Below are 21,727 nucleotides of genomic sequence, written 5' to 3' on the forward strand. Positions count from 1 at the left end.
CATGGTTTCATTCTTTAATTCTTTTTTTAGTGCTTTGGGTTTTTGAGCTTCAAGAGGTATTTCTTTCTTTTTGAAAAATCTCCAGATTTCAACTTGTATTCGCGTTTCCAGCGACCAACCATACTTATACTTAAGTCATAATCCTCACTCACTTGTTTGGTTTTAACACCGGAATTTAATAGTTCGATTATCATAACTTTAAATTCATTGTCATACTTTTTTGCCATAAGTCAAATATAAAATTTATAACCTCATAAAAACGTCACATCAAAGGTAGACACTCCATAGACTTAGTTGAAAAAGATCTAATGAATGAAGAGTCTGGTATTGAAAACTTGAAGAATGAATTATTTATGAGCCAATCTATACTTTATAGAAAAATTAAATCTTTGATAGGACTTTTTTAACAGGGTTTATAAGGTCTATTTGTTTGAAAAAAGCTGCCGAATTAATATTATTAGAAAATAAAAAATTAAGTATTGTGGCCATCCAAGTAGAATTTAATGATTATAAATATTTTGGATATAAATTTAAAAAACAATTTGGATGTTTGCCTTCTAAATATAAATCTATGAAAAAACCTTAAAAATATTTGGATTGTTTTATATTCAAGAATATTAAACTTTGGAGTGAGAAGTTCTAAGCTTTAAGCATGTATAATTGAAGAATATATAATGTTAAGTCCTAAATAACCGATATAGATTATTGACTAATTAAACATGGACAATGATATCAATGTTCACCTTTTTGATTGGTGTTTTTTTATGTTGATTTTTTGCTGTTTATGCACCTGCACTTGTGTCAAAATGTAGTTTAATAAACGTGGTCTTTTTTTATTATAAATATCAATTGCTTTTTTAGTCTAAACCAAAGATTGTTTTCTTTTATCTGCATCTGATTTTTCTGTGAAATACCCTTGCACACAAAACCGAAACGTTACATGCACATCTATGTTTTAATAAATCAATTAATTTTGCATCATTTTAAATAGTTTTAGTTCCATAAGTTTTGTGTTTTTATACTACATATACGAATATCAAATTGCATGAAATTACTTTAAAGTAAAAGTCAACAATTCGTCAACAATATTTACAGACCTTTTAAAAAAAAGCTTTAAATACTGGGAGATAGGGGGAAGTTCGAGTCCCGTCCAGACCGTAAAAAATATCTCATTTATGAGGTGTTTTTTTGGTTTATAGCATTTTATATTCAGTGATATTTTTTTAGGATTAAATAGCATTTTTAAAAAATGATAAAGAAGGATTCTGGATGGTTTGATCTCTTAAGCTTTAAAAGAGAAAAACTACAAAGGTTTATCATAGTATTCAGAAGTACAGTACCCCAAAAGCGCATAGTATCTCACTTTAGTAAGAAAAGTGTAGTTTAAATATGCTGGTTGAAGTTTTTTATCAATTAAAGAAAATTCTTGTGCTAATAGATTGAACAGAGCATCCTCTTTTTGTTTAGAAATAGAAAAATTATTGGCTACTGTTTTTTCAATGTCACGTTTGTTTGCTTCAGAAATTTCTTTGTTAAATGAATTTTGATAGTTTTTTTCAAATTCTAGGTATCCTAAATGAAATAGTGCTTGATGCTCTTTAGAAACTGTATGATGGAACATTTTATCAATAAACAGCGTGTAGTTTATTTTATCATCAAAATTCGGATTCGGTAAAACAACATTCACTAATTGGCGAACAATGTATTGTTGATTTTGATTTAAAAACAAATAATTGCCATCAATTTTTTCATTAGAACAAGAAGTTAAAATATTCAGTACAGTGGGCATAATTGCAATTCCGCCAATAGCTAGAGAGATGTTTTTTAGTGCTTTTCTTCTCTCCATAACTATGCGTTTTGTTTTTTAAACATTTTTATGGCGTGATGTGCAGCTCTTGCCGTTAAAGCCATGTATGTTAAAGAAGGATTTTGATTGCCAGAAGAAGTCATGCAAGCGCCATCTGTGACATATACATTTGGTACGTCATGAATTTGATTGTACTTGTTTAAAACAGCGGTTTTTGAATCATGTCCCATTCTTGCAGTTCCCATTTCATGAATTGCATGCCCTGGCACAAATGAATCTTCAAAGCCTTTTACATCGGTAAAACCAGTTTTTGTTAGCATTGTTATTGCTTCTGTTTTCATATCTGCTCTCATCATTTTTTCATTTTCCTTAAATTCACAATCAAAAGTAATTGTCGGAAGCCCCCATTCATCTTTCTTGTTGTAGTCTAACTCCATTTTATTTTCGTGATATGGTAAACATTCTCCAAAACCGGTAATACCAATTCGCCAAGGACCTTGTTGCTTCAGTTTTTCTTTTAAATCTAAACCAAAACTAAGCTCTTTAATATTGTGTTGCCAATCTTTTCTGCTCGCAGATCCTTGAAAAGAGTATCCTCTTGTATATTTTTTTTCAGAATCTTTATCTCCTAAATTCTGAAAACGGACGATATGGAAACTTGTAGGCCTATTGTTTTCAAAATGAACACTTTCAAAACCATTATAAATCGCTGTGGCTCCAACTCTAAAATGATGGTCCATTAAATTATGACCCAACTCACCAGAATCATTTCCTAATCCGTTAGGAAAACGTTTCGATTTAGATTGCATTAAAATACTTGTGGATGCAAGTGCAGAAGCACAACAGAAAATTATTTTTGCATAAAAAATTTGTTGCTCTTTGGTTACGGTATCAATAATCTTAACTCCTGTTGCTTGCTTTTTACTGTCATCATATATAATTTCATAAGCAATAGCATTTGGTCTCAAAGTCATGTTTCCAGTTTCATTAGCGGCGGGTAATGTAGAGGCATTGCTACTAAAATAGCCACCTAAAGGACAGCCTCTCATGCACTTATTTCTACTGATACAGGTATGTCTGTTTTTATAAATATTTTCGCCAGTAATATTGGCAAATCTCCCCATGGTTAAATACCTATTCTCATAAATTTTACCAATTTTATTTTTAAATTCATTTTCCACACAATTCAGTGGCATGGGCGGCGTAAAATGGCCATCTGGTAATTGAGGTAAGTTTAAGTACTCTCCACTCACACCAATAAACTTTTCTACATGGGTGTACCAAGGTTCGATATCTTTATATCGAATAGGCCAATCTACTGCGATGTTTTCTTTTTTATTTGCGGTAAAATCTAAGTCGCTTAAACGCAATGCTTGTCTGCCCCAAGTTAGAGAGCGTCCACCAACGTGATAGCCTCGAATCCAATCGAATCTTTTGGTTTCGTTATACGGATGTTTTAAATCGTTTACAAACCAATGTTTATAAGCTTGGTTTGTTACAAAACCTGTTCTAGCTTGTTTGCCTTGTTTCTTTAAATCTTGGTTAGAAGGTTTGTTTCTAAAATCTAATTCCCAGGTTTCTTTATTGGCAGTTTTATAATCGGTTATATGTTCTATATTTCTTCCTCTTTCTAAAACCAAGGTTTTTAAACCCGCTTCACAAAGTTCTTTCGCGGCCCATCCACCAGAAATTCCGGTTCCTATTACAATTGCATCAAAACTATTTTTATAGGTACTCATATTCTTACTTTCTTTAAAACCTTGTCTTTAATTTAAAGTTGCGCTACTTTATTTTAGGACTTAAAGAGTCTCTTTTTATCCCCAGAAATAAAATAAGCATCGTTAAAAATTGTCATTTGTTTTTGCGACAAACTTAAATAATTAATTCATTATAATTTCTTTTTTTACGTCTAAGATGATTCAAAGAGCATTCGCTTTAGAGCCATTGAACAAGCATAAAATAGTTCCTCCTTTTTCATAAGGGGACTTATAATTTCAAAAAGCGTCAAAGATAAGTAGTCAAATAGGGTACAATTCCGTCAGAATAGTGGAGTAATTCGTTTTTTAGTTATTTATACATATTTTTTCTTTAAAATTGCTGTTGAAACAATTAATGCAATAATTTATACAGTAGATAGCATATGGGAATTATATTAAAAAAAGGACTAACTATTAGCCAAAATACATTAGAATGTTTGAATTTAAAACGCTTCTTTTTCATGGCAATGTTACTATTATTTGGTAATAGTATTTTGGGACAAAAATTAGATCCGATAAAAGATTACAAAAAGTACATAGAAAATGAGAAAATTATTTCAGAAAATAAATTAGATACTCACAGTTCTTTTACCTCTTTTACTTCAGAAAAAAATGCCTTGTCAAATACAGAAACATACACACAGCGTTTAGACGGTGATTGGAATTTTAAATGGGTGAAAAACCCAAAAGACAGGCCGATGACATTTATGAATCCGGATGAAAATGTTGCAGATTGGGAAACGATAAAGGTACCTTCTAATTGGGAAGTTGAAGGTTTCGGAGTTCCTATTTATGTAAATCATCAATATGAATTTGCAGATTATAAAGCACCGATAGCAGATGATATTGAGTTTGTAGATCGCGTGTATCCTAAAACTCCCGGAGATGTTCCTAACAATTACAACCCTGTAGGTTCGTACAGAAGAACTTTTAATGTTGCGTCTAGTTGGGGCGATAAAGAAATGTTTTTACATATAGGTGCAATGAAATCTGGTGGATTTGTTTGGGTAAACGGTACATACATTGGATATTCTCAAGGAAGTAAATTACCTGCAGAATTTAATGTAACCGAAGCAATTAAACTAGGGAAAAACACAATTGCAATACAAATTTTTAGATGGACGGATGGTTCGTATTTAGAATGTCAAGACTTCTGGAGAATTAGCGGAATTGAACGCAGTGTTTATGTGTATGCACAGCCTAAAACACGTATTCAAGATATTGATGTGAAATCGGTTTTAGACAATGCCTATGAAACAGGTGTTTTTGAAGCAACGGTATCTTTAGAAAATCACACTTCAAAGAAACAGAAAGTTAGTGTTCATTATAAAATTTTAAATGATAAGAATGAAATTGTTCTTTCTAAAGGAGTAAAAGCAGACGCTTTAAATAGTGAAAAAGCAGTTGTTCATTTTAAAGGATTGATTCCGAATGCAAAACAATGGAGTGCAGAACACCCAAATTTGTACACATTACTTGTGGAGTTGAAAGACAAAAGAGGAGAAACGCTAGAGGTAATTCCGCAGAAAATAGGTTTTAGATCTGTAGAAATTAAAAATGGCTTGCTTTTGGTAAACGGTCAGAGAATTACTTTAAAAGGTGTAAATACGCAGGAACACAACCCAGAAACAGGACATGTGGTGCCAGAATCTCAAATTTTAAGAGACATTCAACTTTGGAAAGAAAATAATATCAATGCAGTTCGTTTAAGTCATTATCCACAACAAAGAAGATTTTATGAGTTGTGCGATGAATACGGAATTTATGTTGTTGATGAGGCAAATATTGAGTCTCATGGTATGTATTATGGAGATCATTCTTTGGCTAAAAAAGCAACCTGGGAAAATTCTCATGTAGACAGAATGGTAAGAATGGTGCAGCGTGATAAAAATCATGCATCCGTTATTATTTGGTCTATGGGAAATGAGGCTGGTAACGGTATTAATTTCTATGCTGGCTATAAAGCGATAAAAGCACATGATGCTTCAAAAAGACCTGTACAATATGAACGTCCATATAAAGATGAAGATGGAAGTATTTTAGACATGGATTGGAATACAGATATTCTTGTACCTCAATATCCGTCTCCCGCAACTTTCGAATACATTGGAAAACATAAAACAGACCGCCCATTTATACCAAGTGAATATGCACATGCAATGGGGAATAGTACTGGTAATTTTCAGGATTATTGGGACATTATCGAACAATATGATAATTTACAAGGAGGTTTTATTTGGGATTGGGTAGATCAATCTATTTGGAAAACAAATAGCAAAGGCGAAAAGTATTATGCTTTTGGTGGTGATTACGGTGAAAATATGCCAACAGATAATTCTTTTTTAAACAACGGAATTGTGTTTCCAGACAGAACGCCTCAACCTGCTTTATATGAAGTTAAAAAAGCGCATGAATTTATCAATTTCAAAAACAGTGGGTATACAAGAAAAGATCAATTAAGAATTTTTATAGAGAACTTATATGATTTTACGAATTTAAATGCATTTGATTTTGTTGCAGAGATTAAAGGTGACGGAAAGGTTTTAAAAACAATAAAAATCAATTCAATAGACGTAGTACCCCACATTGGTAAATTGGTAAGAGTAGGTTTAAGTGATGTGGATTACAAAGCAAACACAGAGTATTTTCTTGAAATAAGTGCTTTTACAAAAGATACCTGGGGTGTTTTACCAAAAGGTTATGAAGTAGCGCACGAGCAATTTAACTTAACAAGAAAGTATAAGAAAAGTGTTCTAGAAATTAAAAATTCAACAACATTAAATATTGATAAAAAAACAAACGGAATACAGGTTTCTAATAGCAATATCGACTTGTATTTTAATAAAGAAGAAGGAAGAATAACAACCTATAAATACAAAGGAAAAGAGTTGTTAAAAGAAGGCAAAGGACCAAAGCCAAATTTCTGGAGAGCTGTTACAGATAATGATTTTGGGAACCAAATGCACGTTAGAAATATCGAGTGGAAAAAAGCTTCTTTATTTTCTAAAGTAGTAAAATTAGAGACTTCTACATTAGATGATGGAAGTGTGTTTTTAAATGTAGTGTATGAATTACCAGGAGTAGAAACAACCTTTATTTCGAATTACACAATTTACGGAAATGGTGTGGTAAAAATAGATAACACACTAAATACCACAGATTATGGAGCAGATATTCCAAGAATAGGAATGCGCATGCAGCTTTTAAAAGAGTATGATAACATGACGTTTTTAGGTAGAGGTCCTTGGGAAAATTACCAAGATAGAAATAGTGCTGCGTTTGTAGATGTTTATAACTCGAAAGTAAAAAACCAATATGTACCTTATATTAGACCCCAAGAAAATGGCTATAAAACGGATGTACGTTGGGTTGCTTTAGCAAATGCGAATAATGCTGGTTTATTAGTGGTTGCAAATAATTTCAAAAAAGGTTTAGGAATCAGTGCTTTGCACATGCCAAATGAAGATTTTGATACCACAGCAGGATTGTCTTATGGAGGAAGCACTAAAATTAATAAAGAGTATCAAATAGATGGTATTCCAGAAATAAATTCTTCTAAACACACCATAGATATTAAAGAACAAAATTTGGTTCAATTAAATATAGATTTAGAGCAGCGTGGTGTTGCGGGTGATGATAGTTGGTCTGCAAGACCACAAGATAAATATCTAGTTAAAGGAAATAAGAAGCATAACTATAGTTTCTTTTTAATTCCTTTTGAAAACGATACGCAAGACAATTTTATAGAAAAAAGTAAAGTTTATAGTGGTAAATAATACCGTTTACAGCTACTATTCTTAGAAATAAAACGAGTCTATTAGATACTTTAAGTAAGTGTCAATATAAAAAGCATCTCATAGGAGGTGCTTTTTTTGTTGGCCTATTTTATAGAACATTTATATATGAATTCGGTAACCGAAACTAAAATAGTTTTTTTATATTTGATTATTTCCGATCTTTTAAAATCAACTTTTGAAGAAATTCCTATTTATATTTTTATTTTCTCATTTTATACTCTGGTCTCAGCAGGAAAATACAATGTTATCGAGTAAAAATTCATTTTCATCTAGAGAAGGGTATTTAATCTCTAATCCGTATCATTCTATTTACGATACGAATGATTGGCTTTGGATTTTAGGAGAAAATAAACTTTCGAGTGAACATGTAATTGGAGAAAAAGAAGTGATTATTCAGCGTTTTGATGGTGCTAACTTTTTTAGATTGAAAATTCCGGAGACCTTCCACAAAAAAATAAAAGAAGGACATTTTTTTAGGCATCAGAAAAATGGCTTGTATCTAAAACTGTATTATAAAGTTGCAAGAGCAGCACTTTATTTTATAAATACAGAAACATTAACAATTGATCTTGTTGAAGAGTACAATACGCTAAATGAAAAATATATAATTTCAGAAGAATATTTTGTAAATGATAAAACGAGGTTGATTCTTACTTCACAAGATAAATTTTACAGTGCAGAGCTTCAAGAATTAAATTTTAAATTTATAGATTCCATTTCTTTTGATACACCAATTGCTGAACCTTTTTTGGCACAGACAAGAACAACAGACGAATTTTCAATTGTAAAGTTATTATTTGAAAAAGAAGGATGCTTTTTAGATGAAAACGGAAAAATCACTAAAAAAATTACCAAAAACAATTTTATAGATAAAGAAGGAACTCACTTTTTTCCTGATAAAATTCATAATGTTTTTAAAGTTAAAGATGCGTTTTATTATTACTTCGATGCCTATAAAAATATATTTAAATATGATAGAAAAGAAGAGGCGTTTATAGAAATACCCAATACGAGTGCGAATTATGAAGTCAATAAATCATTACATTTTAGTAAAGATTATAAAAAGGCTTGCCTAGAAGATGTGGTTGGAGATTATGAGTTTTTTAAATTTTATAGTTTTGATAATTTCGAACCTCAATTGAATACTAAGGTTAAAATTAAAAATTTTTCTAAAAAAAGTTACAAAGAGTTTGGTAAGGATTTGATTGTTTTAAACGGAAATACATTAGAATCTTATTCCTTTAAGAAAAGCAAAATTAAAACCTTTTTAAAAGGCAAAAGTATTCGAACAATTAAAAAACTGACGGGATCTAAATATATTGTAGCAACAGATAGTGAAGGTGTTTATGTTGTTGATGTTGAGAAGGGGGTAGAAAAAAAGATTCAGTTTTTATTAGACCATAAAGAAATAGCAATTAACTTTTCTAGAGATATTTATGTGGAGAAAGACAATACGATTATTATAAATGATTCCCATAATTTATACACTTTAGACTCCGATTATAATGTAATTAAAGAACGAAGTACTAAAATTATTGGTGAGGAAATAATTAAATTAAAAGATACCATTTTTACAGCTAACCAAAGAGGTGCCGTTTTTAAATATAGTCTTAAAGGAAAAACGTACACTAAAATAGCAAATACAGATGCGGTAAAAGTAAAAGAATTTGCAACTGACGGAAAAAAGATATTTGCAACTACATCCGAAGGAATCTTTGAATATGAAAAGGGTATTTTTAAAACTTATAAGTTCGAAAATGAAAATGCAGACAATTTACTCTCTATAGCCTATGAGGAGGAATACGGAGTTTTAGTTGCTACAAGATTTGGTAAAATATATAAGTATGATACTGTAAATAAAAAATTAAATCTTTTTTATGAGGATGAAGTAAACGCTTCTATAGTTGGTATGGTTGCAGACAATAACAACCATTTATGGCTAAATACGTTTGCTGGTATTGTTTCCATAAATCCTTTAACAAAAAAAGTAGTTAGATTCACTCAAAAAGAAGGTGTTTATGAACTAGAAGGCAATAGATACAGTACTTACAAAGATGCTAAAGGAAGTATTTTAATGGGGAGTTATAGAGGGCTCAGTTTTTTTGATCCAGAGAAATTAGAAAAAAAAAGTATTAATATACAGCCTAAATTCACTTCAATTTCTTTTTTTGATGCTGAAGAAAATAGATGGAAAATACATTCCTCTCCTAGCTTTTTAGAGAATGTAAAAGAAATAAACTTACCGGCAGAATACAGACGCTTTTCTGCAACAATGTCTTTGTTTGGTGAAGTAGATGCAAAAGAGATTCGATATAGATATCGCTTGTTAGATCAAAAAAATAAATCTGAGTGGTTTACCAGTTATTCTGGAAATGAAATTTTATTTGCAAACTTAGCGGCAGGAGCATATACGTTGCAAATAGAAGCTTTAAGTGCGTCTAAAAGAAAAATAGGAGAAACACTAACGTTAAGAGTGCTGTCTGAGAAAATTTTTTATAAAACTTGGGGATTTATATGTTTGTTAATAGCGATTGCTTTGGCGATTGTTGTTTATGTTTTTTATCAATATAAAATAAAGCAAAAGCTATTTTCTAAAAATGAAATTGCTATTAATGAAGCTAGAATAAAAAGTGCAATGATGTTAGAAATTCATCATAGAATTAAAAATAACCTTCAAATTGTTTCTGGCTTGCTAGGTTTGCAAATGGTGCATAGCGCTAACGAAGAATTAAAATTAAAATTACAAGATAGCCAAAGCAGAATAGAGTCGATTGCAGGGATTCATGATGTGTTGTATAATTCAGACAATCAGAATGGTATTTCTGTTAAAGAAAACATAGAAAATATTATAAGATATTATAAAGCACTATTCCCTATAAAAGTAACCTATAAACTAAATGTAGAAGAGGTTGTTTTAAACATGGATAAAGCAACACCATTTGCGCTTTTATTAAATGAATTAATTAATAATTCTAATAAACATGCTTTTACTACGATAGCAAATGGAGAGATTCATATAAGCTTTAAAAAAGACGGGGAAAATTATGTGTTTGAGTATTTTGACAATGGTACTTTTAGAAAAGAAGTAGGTAAAAAAGAATCTATGGGGATGAGAATTATTGGCATGATGAATACGCAATTAAAAGGAAAGATGAATATAGAAGAGGCTAATGGCTTTAAATTAACATTACACTTTTAATACATGAACAGTATTAGAATTTACATTTTAGAAGATGAAATAATAACCCAAGAGTTATTAAAAGAAACTTTAGAAGTGCTAGGGTATAAAGTTTGTGGAATGGCAACCAATGCAGAAATTGCATTAAAAGAAATAGAAGAACTGCAGCCAGATATTGCTATTTTAGATATTAGAGTAGAAGGACTGGAAACAGGTATTTGGTTGGGAAATCAATTAGAAATTCCGTTTATATATCTCACCGCGTTTAATGATGTAGAAACGATAAAAAAGGCAATTAATACAAAGCCTACGAGCTATTTGGTAAAACCGTTTAATAATAATGAATTATTTATTGCTGTAGAACTAGCCATTAGTAAAATAAAAAAAACGGCACAAATTATTGTAAAAGACAGAGATAAAAATATTAAAATTCTTGAAGAAGACATCATGTTTGCCAAAAAAGAAGATCATTATTTAGCACTTCATTTAGTAGATTCTAAAAGATTAATTCGAGCAAGTATTCATGATTTTTTGAAGCAGGTGAATTCCAGCTCTTTTTTACAAGTACATCGATCTTATGTTGTTAATAAAAACTATATATCTGCATTTAACAGTAAAGAAATAACAATAAATAATTATAAAATACCTTTATCTAAAACGTATGTAAAAGAGGTTTTTGATGAAATTTCTTAATTTATTTTTAGAAAATAGATGTTTTTTGACAAAAAGAATCCATTCACAATAAAAACAGCACAATTCACAATATTTTATTATCCTATAAATTCATCTTAATAATTATTAAAAGAGACTTTAAACTATAACGTTTTTGGGTTGCAAATAGACGCAAAAATTGCTTAGAAGAAATTAGAGAAGTAAAGCAAGATAGCATCTTCTTAGATTGGTAGGTACTAAAACCGAAATGAAGTTAGTACATCAATTATAGAGGTTCCTATTATTTATTTAACTGCTTTTAGTAACCCTATAATTATAAAAAGAGCAATTAAAGCCAAACCCGTTAGCTGTTTAGTTAAATCATTTAATATAAAAGAGTTATTTATTGCCTTACAATTAGCGCTTTCTGTTATTGCCAGAAAAAGAAACTACACTGAATGCTAGAGACCGATTTGAAAAATCTAAAGTAAAAGCTATTTGGTTTTATAAAAGGAAGACGAATAGCTAACACTATATTCAAAAGAGTCTGTAAAATTTATACGTTCTAATATACAAGATTTTTTACTACAATTAAATTTGGCTTCTTTTTTAAAAGTGCATCTATCTTATGTTGTTCATAAAAATTACGTGACAGCATTTAATGCAAAAGAAATTAAAATGGAGACAAACAAAATTCCTGTTTCTCAGAAATATTTAGAAGAGGTTTACACAATATTGGTGTAAAATAAGAAAACCTATTGATAAAGTACAGCGTTTTTTTTTAACTGATTTACTCCTTTACTTAGAGCTAAAAACAGGGGTAAATACGCTATTTGTCTTTGCAATAATAGTTTAATTTTGCCCTAAATGTGCATTCACGACAAAAACAGGGCAGTTCACGACATTTTTTTTGTGAAAATACTGAAATGAACTATTATTACATTCAAAATTCAAACAATTATTTAATTACATCAACTTTCAACAAGAAAATTCTATGAAATCACTAAAAATTACTCTTATTTTATTATTTATCTCTTTAGCAAGTTTTGCACAATCTGGTCTCGTTTTTCAAGGAATTGCTAGAGACAATAATAGTGCTGCTCTTACAAGTAAAACCTTAACCTTTACCTTTAAAATTACAAAAAGTGATGGTGCTGTTTCGTATGAAGAAACGCAACAAATAACAACGGATAATTTTGGTGTATTTTCTCACGTAATTGGTACAGGTACACGTGTTGATTTTGCTGCTTTTGGAGATATCGCTTTTTCTGACGGAAACCTAAAAGCGATTATTAATGTAAATAACAGTGGTGTAGATACCGAAATTTACAACCAGCCTTTTGAATACGTACCCTATGCAAAACATGCTGCTAATGGTGTACCAGTAGGTACCATATTATCTCATGCGGGAGATGCCGTACCAGAAGGTTATGTAGAATGCAATGGGCAAAGTATTAAAGATGATGCTAAATATGCAGCTTTAAGGATTGTACTCGGTGGAGCGGATAAGGCTCCTAACTTAGGAGGTGTTTATTTAAAAGGGACAGGTACACCTAATAATTCAAGTTTTTCACATGCAATAGGTTTAAGAAATCTTCAAGATCCATCTACACAAAGCCATACACATTCTTTTAATGTTAATGGTAATACAAATGATGCAGGTATTCATGACCACAATATTCGTCATAGTAATTATGGTACGCCAGATGGTATAGATCATGGAGGAGCAGATAAAGAATGGGGTTGGCAACAGTCTAGTGATCCGAATAATTCTAGTTCTGAACAATTTAAAAAAACAGATAACGCAGGTAACCACAACCATAATATAGCAATTACAGGCCAGCGTACAGGCCATGGAGGTACTTTAGGGGATGCTCAAAGAGATGGTAATCTAGAGAAAGAAAATCGTCCATTTAGTTATGGTGTACGTTATATTATTAAATACTAATACAAACCCAAACATAAAACAAGATGAAGAAAAGAATAATTATTTTCTTGTTGTTTTGGGTAGGTATAATCCAAGCACAAGAACAAAGCGACCACAAAGGAGGCGTACTTTCTGCCGCAGGCAAGGTTACAAATACATCAAACAATATAAACATTCAGTTTCAAATTGGTGCTACTTTTCAGTATCCAATGGCTGCAGGAGTAAAAACCAAGGTAGGTTTTCCTTTTGGTATTTTATACGTACCAAATACGTTTAGTGATAAAACGTTTGAGGTATCTAAAGGATATTATTCAGATAAAATTAATATAAACTGGACTTATGGTGCCAATCAAGATAATATTACCAAACTTAAAATTTATAGAAAACCATTAAAAGGAGCTGGCGTTTATAATTTAATAGCCACGGTTGGTAAAGATGTTTATGAGTTTGAAGACACACAAATAGAAGGTGGAGTGCTGTATCAATATAGATTGTTTGCAGAAGGATTAAGTGGTACAGAACAAGAATATATAAATTATATAGAAGGTGTTGGTTTTAGGAGTCCTACGGCTATTGTGTCTGGTACAATTAGTTTTGAATTAGGTAGCCCTGTTAAAGATGTTAAAGTGTTGGCAGAACCCGTTGGTGCACAAGGTAGTGCTAGTGCAGGAACTTCTGCTATTGTTCAAGGCTATGATTTAAAAGGCCCAAGGTTATCAGATAACGGAAACGCATTTAGCGGAAATGCAATTACTGTAGAAGGCTGGTTTGCAAATGACACGAATCTTAATTTACCTTTTGAGTTGGTGGTAGGTGAAAAAATTTATCATTTTTATTACTCTAACCAAGGAGCTGGAACTATATATGTTGCTATAAGACTAGATGGGGACATTGCTAAGCATATTTATATTCATGATTCTTACCCAACAGGAGAAGTAGATGCAGCAGGAAATGATGTTTTTAAAGCCTTAAATGAAGAAAGTAGATTCGATTTTATTCATTACGCTTTTGTTTTTGAAGACAATAAAGAAATAGGGATTTACATGAATGGTAGATACATTTCTCAAGATTATATTGATAATGTAGTACCTACAGAAGGTGTTGCAAAACCGAGGATAAGTATCATTGAAAATACTACTACAAGTGTATATAATAATATTGATGATGTTGTAAATAGATTTGATGTAGGGACCTACGGAAAAGTACATGCAGATGAAGTTAGGGTATGGAGTAGGGCTTTAAGTGGCGAAGAAATTAGAAGAGATTATAGACGTTATTTAAGTGGTAATGAAAACGGTTTAGAAATGTACTATCGTTTTGATGAAGGCTATGGTAATTATGCATATGATATTTCTAGAAACGGGTTTCAGTTTAATGGTAATCACTTAATAAAAAATACGTTTGATGGTAGTTCAATTAATTTTTCTTCTATAAAACCAACTAAAGAGCAGTTAGGTGTTTTTGGTATTACAGACCAAGATGGCGCATACAGTATTGCAGCAATACCGTATTCTGGTGCCGGAGAGCAATTTAAAATAACACCAAGTTTTGGCGTGCATAAATTTAAACCTGCTAGTCAGACTTTATTTTTAGGAAAAGAAGAACCAGTTGTAAACCAAGTGAATTTTGAAGATATTTCTTCGTTTAAATTTAATGGTAGAGTTGTATATGATACAAGAGATGTTTTTAAAACTATTCCTATTTCAGACCCTGCTTTAGCAACGATTACAGAAATTAGAGAAACCGGTTATAACTCTTATTTAGTGAACGGTACAGTAACTATTAACAAAGGGCAATATTTTTATGAAGGAGGAACATTAGATTCAAATACAGGGAATTTAATTGATGGAGAGTTAAAACAATATCCAGTTTTAGGTATAGAAGGTGCATACTTGCATATTGATGGGGACATTGTTTTTGATGAAGACAACCAACCTGTAGTTACAGATATAGAAGGTAAATTTGCTATTAATGTACCTATTGGTAAACATAAAATAGAGGTAACAAAAGACGGACATACATTTGAGTATGAAGGAAGATTTCCAGAAAAAACAACAAATACAACGTCTAATTTATTCGATTTTTTTGAAGATCAAATACAAGAACGTTGGTTTTTAGATGAAACACGTGTTACCGTTGTTGGTAAAGTTGTAGGTGGTAGCACACAATCTAATAAAAAAATAGGCTTTGGTTTTGATGGTTTAAAAGAACATGCAAATGAAGTTGCAGAAGGAGAGATAGAGCGTAAAGAAATTTATTCATCTGTAAATAATATTGGACAAGCAACCCTTACTTTTAAAGGAGATTTAAACACCAATGAGCTAGATTATAGTGTTACAACTAATGAAAAAACTGGTGAATATAAAATACAGTTAATTCCGTATAAATTTTATATAAAACAAAATGGAGGTATTAATGTTCTCAATAATTCTGATATAAATACAGATTTTATAGATGCAGATGATGAGTTTGATATTACAGAAATTAAAGAAGAAATAACATCTACCTATACATCAGAAGATGGTACAGAATACAGCTCAGAACCTTATCAATACGAAAAAAGTTTTCGATATAATTCTACCATAAATGTTCGTTTAATTGAGCAAGAATTTTTAAAAGAATATAAAATTGGCGATATTACCTATGATGTTTCTGAATTGGCTATACCTATGTATACTCAAAAAGAAGAGTACAGAATGGCTTTTGAGGTTACACAAGATTATGTAAATAAAGATAAAACTGATGAAGTTGTTGTAAAAGAATATTTTAATGAAGGTACTTTTAATATTACCAATAATTTTGCAAGTACAAACCCAAATGATAGTTCGGTAAAATTAATTAAAAATCCTAACAAAGAACAATATGTGTATTCTTTTAGAGCAGGTTTGCCAAACATTACGCAAACAAATGGTTTTAAAAATGCAATGACCATAGATTATAATGTATCTGGTTTAAACCCTATAGATATTTTAAATAGTGATGATTTAAAATCTGAAGGTATTGTTATTGGAGGTAGAGCTGCAGAGGGTACTACATTTTCTACGGTTGCACCAGAAGTGCCAGATATTATTTTAAGAGACCCACCTGGTTCTAATAGTTTTGCAAGTATCGAAAAAGGAAGTGTCATTTCTTTTGAAAGATCTAATGGAAATTCTAGTTCAGATACAAATGGAGGTGGTTTTTACGCAAGTGTAGGTCCAACATTTACTACTGTATCTGGCTCTCCATTTTTTAGTCTTGAAACAGAAATATCTGTAGTAGCAGATGTTGAGGCTAATTTTTCTAAAACACAAGAAATAAATAGAGATGGTAGCACTACAGAAACCTATGAATTTTCAGAAACTATTTCAACAAGTGATGACCCAGAATATGTTGGGGCAGATGGAGATCTATATATAGGGAATGCTAAAAATGTGTATTATGGTTTGTTTAACAATATGTTTGTTACAAAAGAAATACCAACGTTACCAGATAATTCTGTAGTTCCACATATCATCATTAATGGTAAAGATAAAGACGATAATCCTACTAATTTATATGTTAGTTCTAAAAAAGATTTTTTCATTGCAGAACAACCTTCGGCTACGTTTTTTATGTATTCTCAAAAGCACATTTTAGAGAAGTTAATTCCAGATTTACAAGATTTAGCAAATGTCTCTCCAGAGGTAATTACAGCAACAACACCAAAGGGAACGCAAACTAGAAATTTTTATATCAAGCAAATAGAATTATGGAAAAAAATAGTTCAAGATAACGAGCGTGATAAATATTTGTCATTAAATTCTAGAGCGGATTTAAAACAAGTAGTTTTAGGGAAAATAGATAAAGAAAAAGAAGCAAGGTTAGCAAGAATAGAAGCTTCACAAACCTCAATATTTCCTTATACACTATCAAATTATGATATTTATATTGCTAGTTTGGCAGATTTAGTTTCTGCTAATTTTGCAGGAAATAAATCTTTTGATGCTGGTGTAGGCGAGTTTACATCTTCTATATCTACCACAACAATTACCACTAAAACATACGAAAAAGTGGTTGATATTTCGAACGATTTTAAAATACAATTAGGAGGATTAATAAATAATGTTGGTTTAATTGGTAATTTTGCAACATCACATTCTGGTGTGAGTACAAATTCTGACCAAACTGAAAATGAAAAAACAACTACTATTTCTTATACTTTAAAAGATAATGATCAAGCAAATTTTTTAAGTGTAGACGTAGTAAATTTATTTGATGGTTATGGACCAATTTTTATCACCAAAGGTGGAGCTACTTCTTGTCCGTACGAAGGACCAACAGTTTCTGAATTTTATAAGAATGATGGTTATAATGTAAGTGTTATTGGTGAAGGTGGAGAAACCTTGTCTGAAGCAACAACCAGTGTTTACAAACCAGAATTAAAAGTAAATAAAACATTAATAAGCAATTTAGCAGAAAATGTGGGTGCCGTATTTACCTTACAACTTAAAAATTTAAGTGATACCGGTACAGATTTAGAACATACAGTTTATGTAGATCAAACTACTTTAAACGGAGCGGTTTCTAATATAGACCAAAACGGATTCTCAGTTTTATTACCGTATAATGAAACGGTAGAAGTTCCTTTAATAATCACAAAAAACTCATCATCAGATGTGTATGATTATGAAAATATTAGAGTGTATTTGGCAAATCCATGTATCGATTTAAATGATTCTGATGCCTTTGTAGATGTTACTGTAAACTTTAAAAAGTCGTGTAGTAATGTAACTATTTCTGCACCTCAAACCAATTGGATTTATAACAGAGCAGAAGCTTTTAATTATGACAATGGAGGAAACCTATTAGGTACAAATTCTTTACCAATAACATTCACAGATTTTAATACAGATTTTGCAGGTTTTAGAAAAATAAGTTTACAATACAGAAACGTAAATGCTTCTAGTTGGACCCAGTTTAAAACCTATTATGGTAGTCAACAATTAAAAGATGAGGCATCTGATGATGCAGGAATTGTTATAGATTCTGAAACAGAGTTTACATTTAATTGGGATATTGTAGGTAGTAAAATTACAGATGGAAATTATGAAATAAGAGCAATCGCTTTTTGTACAGATGATGTTTCTTTTGAATCGGATATTGTAACAGGTACTATTAATTTAACACCGCCAGTTGTATTTGGTACACCATCTCCAAGTGATGGAATATTAGATATAGGAGAAGATATTAAGGTGCGTTTTAACGAGGAAATTAATAGACATATTTCAACAAATATTACATTAAGAGGTTTAAAAAATCAACAAGCAATAGATCATAGTGTAAGTGTTAGTCTAGATGGTTCTTTCAATCAAATAGAGCTTCCAAAACAAAACCTATTCTCAAAAGCCTTTAGCATTCAATTTTGGTTAGATTTAGGAGCTTTAGCAAACGGTGTTTTATTACAGCAAAAAGATGGGCCAAAAGTAAGTTTAAATGGCACTATTTTAACTTTCGAGTTAGATGGAGAAAAAGTTGAAGCAGTCATTGATTATTCTCAATATAACTTTTATTCATTTATTTATGGAGATGGAATAAACCCATATTTAGAAATTTTAGAAAACGGTAAAGTTTTAAAAACAGCGCCTTTAGCTAAAGAATTGTCTTTTAATAATGACAATTCTATATTAATTGGAGATTTTAAAGTAAATGGAGATATTCACGACATAAGAATTTGGAACAAAGCAACAACTTCTGCACAGGCAGCCGCCGAAAAAGACCTCACATTAACAGGTAATGAGTTAAAACTTTTAGGTTATTGGCCATTAAATGAAGGTTTTGGAGCTGTAGCAGCAGATAAAGTACGAGGTAGAAATGCGAAAATTAATCTTAATTGGGCAGTAAAACCAAAAGGGCAAGCGTATGCGTTCGGAAATAATAGTTACTTAACTTTAGACAACGTAGGTTTTGTACAACCAACAAATTATGAAGATATAACTATTTCTTTTTGGGTAAAAGCAAAAGTTGGAGATACAGGAACTGTTTTTGGAAATGGGACAGGAAATGAAGACCTAGGTGAGCCACTACAAACGAATGGTTTTAGAAATAAGTGGGACATTAGTTTATTATCTAACGGGAAATTAAGTCTTAGAACAGAAGGTATCGATTATAATTTAACAAGTAATTCTATTACAGACTCTAATTGGCACCATGTTGCTTTAGTTGTAAAAAGAGGTGGTAGTTTAAATAGTTTTGTTGACGGGAAACAAAATAATTCTGTGTCATCTGCAAACATTGGAGGTATTTCTGGAGCTAGATTATATTTTGGCGCTCGTTACAAAAGAAAGATACCAACGGATGAAAATGGAGTTATAACAGGCCCAAGAACAGAGAGGATAGAGAACCATTTTACTGGTAATTTAGATGAATTTAGACTTTGGAATTCGGCTAGAAGCTTAGACCAAATAAAAAGAGACCGTTATTTTGAAGTAGATAAAGAAACAATGGGGCTATTAATGTATGTGAATTTTAATGTAGCAGAAGCAAGTCTTTTAGACAAAGGGCCAAGATATAATATTAGAAAAGGAAACGGAACTACTTTAGGGTATTTAGCGCTATTAAATGATAGCTACCGTAAGTTTACAGAGAACTCTCCGGCTATTAAACCTGTCTTAAAATATACAAATGTGCCTTATACAACTGTAATAAGTGGAGATGAAATGATTATTTCACCAACATTAACCGCAGAAGAATGGAGCTTGTTTGAAGGGCAAATATTAGATATTTCAGTTGCAAATATGTACGACAACCACTTTAATAAGCAATTGTCTCCAGTAAGTTTTTCTGCATTTGTAAACAGACAAGAAGTTAATTGGTCTACAGAAGACGGTGCAAAAACAATAGCGGCAGAAAAAATTGTAGATGAGCCTTATAATTTTGTAATAGATGTTATTAATAAAGGTGGAAATAATAAAGAATTTTCGGTTTCTAGTTTACCAAGTTGGATGACGATTTCTGCGAGTTCTGGCACTGTTGGCCCTAATGCTATGAAGCAATTAAAGTTTAGTGTAGACAAAGAATTAGCAATGGGAAGTTACAGTGCTACCATCTACTTAAATTTAGACAATGGTTATACAGACAGATTAGATTTTAAATTAAGAGTACTACAAGATGCACCAGACTGGTCTGTAAATCCTGCAGATTTTGCCTACAGCATGAATAGCATCAGTCAGATAAAAATTTATGATACTTTTTCTAGAGATACTTATACTAAAGTGGGTGCTTTTGTAGATGATGAAAAAAGAGGAGAAGCTTATTTGGTATATGATAGTGGTTACGATTCTTATTATGCCTTTTTAACAATGTATAGTAACGTAAGTGCAAATGAAGTTGTTACTTTTAAAATTTGGGATGCCTTAAATGGTAAAACAAGGGTTGCTAAAATTAACGGAGCTTCCTCTAGGGTTTTCTTAGAAAATGATATTATTGGAACAAAATCGAATCCAACAATATTTAGTTCTGGGATGTTTACCGAGCAAATAATTTCTCTAAATGAAGGTTGGACTTGGGCTTCTTTCTTTGTAAATGATGATAGATTTGATAATGTAACAGCGGTATTTGACGAACTTGAACTGTCTGATGGAGATCTTGTTAAGTACGGAACTCAGTTTACAAGATATGAAAACGGGTATTGGTCTGGTAGTTTAACTAAAATTGAAAATACTAAAGCTTATAAAATTCAATTAGCGAAAAAGAATAATATAGTTTTAAAAGGAGATGAAGTGAACGCTAGTGAATTAAATATTCCTATTGCAACAGGTTGGAACTGGTTGTCATTTCCAATCCATAGAAACATCAGTTTAAAAGAAGCGCTGGCATTTTATGAACCAACAGATGGTGATGTTATTAAAGATCAGTATAATTTCGCTGTATATGACGAGAATTCTGCAGCATGGTCTGGTACTTTGCGCTACTTGCAATCTAATAGAGGGTATATGCTAAAATCTGCAACAGCACAAACATTTAGGTATCCGAATATCAGTTTTTCGGCTAAAGGAGCATCAGAAGGGCAAGAGCATTCAGAGGAAATGATTCACAACTTTGCGAAATATCAACATTCTATGGGGGTAATTGCAGAAATTATTACAGATGAGGTTTTTGATGAAGTAAAAGTTTACGATAAGAACTCTGTATTAAGAGGAGTTTCTCAAATTGAAAATATAAATGGTAGAATGCTAAGCTTTATTTCAGTTTATAGTGATGCATCAGAACCTTTAATATATGTTTTAGTGAATTCTAATAAAGAAGTTGAATTGAAAACAAAGTTACAGTTTTCAGTAAACGGAGTGTCGGGAACCTTAAAAACACCTTTGCCATTAATGATAAATACACTGTCTGTAGAAGAGCATCTTTTAGATTTAGTAAACATATATCCAAATCCTTTTAATGATGAAATAATCATCAGTGTTTTAGGAAGTACAGAGGTGTCTAGTCTTTTAATTTACAATGTTTTAGGGGTTAAGGTAAAAGAGGTAAAAGTTAATGGCTCTAAAACAAAAATCTCTACAAAAGAACTACCAATAGGTGTGTTTTTTGTTAAGATTATAGATAGAGAAGGTAGATACATCGTAAGAAAATTAATTAAAAAATAAA

The 21,727-nt window shown here is 31.2% G+C and carries 8 protein-coding genes and 2 pseudogenes; 7 read left to right on the forward strand and 3 right to left on the reverse strand.

What is annotated here, in order from left to right; translation table 11 throughout:
- A pseudogene (locus tag ES045_RS08455) lies at positions 1-227 on the reverse strand (transposase); the annotation flags it as partial.
- A 188-nt stretch (positions 228-415) separates the two neighbouring features.
- On the opposite strand from ES045_RS08455, the gene ES045_RS08460 reads away from it, so the two are divergent.
- Positions 416-586 (forward strand): helix-turn-helix domain-containing protein, encoded by a 171-nt coding sequence (locus ES045_RS08460; protein ID WP_410524640.1) that lies wholly within the window; start codon positions 416-418, stop codon positions 584-586.
- Positions 587-1,303: 717 nt separating this feature from the next.
- On the opposite strand, the gene ES045_RS08465 is transcribed toward ES045_RS08460, so the two are convergent.
- Together ES045_RS08465 and ES045_RS08470 are read right to left on the reverse strand one after the other, a co-directional pair.
- Complete coding sequence (locus ES045_RS08465) at positions 1,304-1,846, reverse strand: gluconate 2-dehydrogenase subunit 3 family protein (RefSeq protein ID WP_147115420.1); 543 nt, start codon at positions 1,844-1,846, stop codon at positions 1,304-1,306.
- A 2-nt stretch (positions 1,847-1,848) separates the two neighbouring features.
- Complete coding sequence (locus ES045_RS08470; RefSeq protein WP_147115423.1) at positions 1,849-3,546, reverse strand: GMC oxidoreductase; 1,698 nt, start codon at positions 3,544-3,546, stop codon at positions 1,849-1,851.
- 479 nt (positions 3,547-4,025) lie between these two features.
- On the opposite strand from ES045_RS08470, the gene ES045_RS08475 reads away from it, so the two are divergent.
- The 6 genes and pseudogenes from ES045_RS08475 to ES045_RS08500 all read left to right on the forward strand — a co-directional run bounded on the left by ES045_RS08475 (position 4,026) and on the right by ES045_RS08500 (position 21,726).
- On the forward strand, positions 4,026-7,340 hold the full coding sequence (locus ES045_RS08475; protein WP_147115426.1) for a glycoside hydrolase family 2 TIM barrel-domain containing protein: 3,315 nt from the start codon (positions 4,026-4,028) through the stop codon (positions 7,338-7,340).
- Between the two features lie 196 nt (positions 7,341-7,536).
- Complete coding sequence (locus tag ES045_RS08480; protein ID WP_223267215.1) at positions 7,537-10,560, forward strand: histidine kinase dimerization/phosphoacceptor domain -containing protein; 3,024 nt, start codon at positions 7,537-7,539, stop codon at positions 10,558-10,560.
- Positions 10,561-10,563: 3 nt separating this feature from the next.
- A complete protein-coding gene (locus ES045_RS08485) occupies positions 10,564-11,232 on the forward strand; it encodes a LytR/AlgR family response regulator transcription factor (protein WP_147115432.1) in 669 nt (222 codons plus the stop codon).
- Between the two features lie 498 nt (positions 11,233-11,730).
- Positions 11,731-11,934 (forward strand): annotated as a pseudogene (locus tag ES045_RS16850) (LytTR family transcriptional regulator DNA-binding domain-containing protein); the annotation flags it as partial.
- Positions 11,935-12,184: 250 nt separating this feature from the next.
- Positions 12,185-13,138 (forward strand): phage tail protein, encoded by a 954-nt coding sequence (locus ES045_RS08495; protein WP_147115435.1) that lies wholly within the window; start codon positions 12,185-12,187, stop codon positions 13,136-13,138.
- 23 nt (positions 13,139-13,161) lie between these two features.
- Positions 13,162-21,726 (forward strand): LamG-like jellyroll fold domain-containing protein, encoded by an 8,565-nt coding sequence (locus ES045_RS08500; protein ID WP_147115438.1) that lies wholly within the window; start codon positions 13,162-13,164, stop codon positions 21,724-21,726.
- Position 21,727: the final 1 nt, after the last annotated feature.

Origin of the sequence: Polaribacter sp. IC073 (assembly GCF_007997075.1) — a bacterium.
Classification (GTDB): Bacteria; Bacteroidota; Bacteroidia; order Flavobacteriales; family Flavobacteriaceae; genus Polaribacter.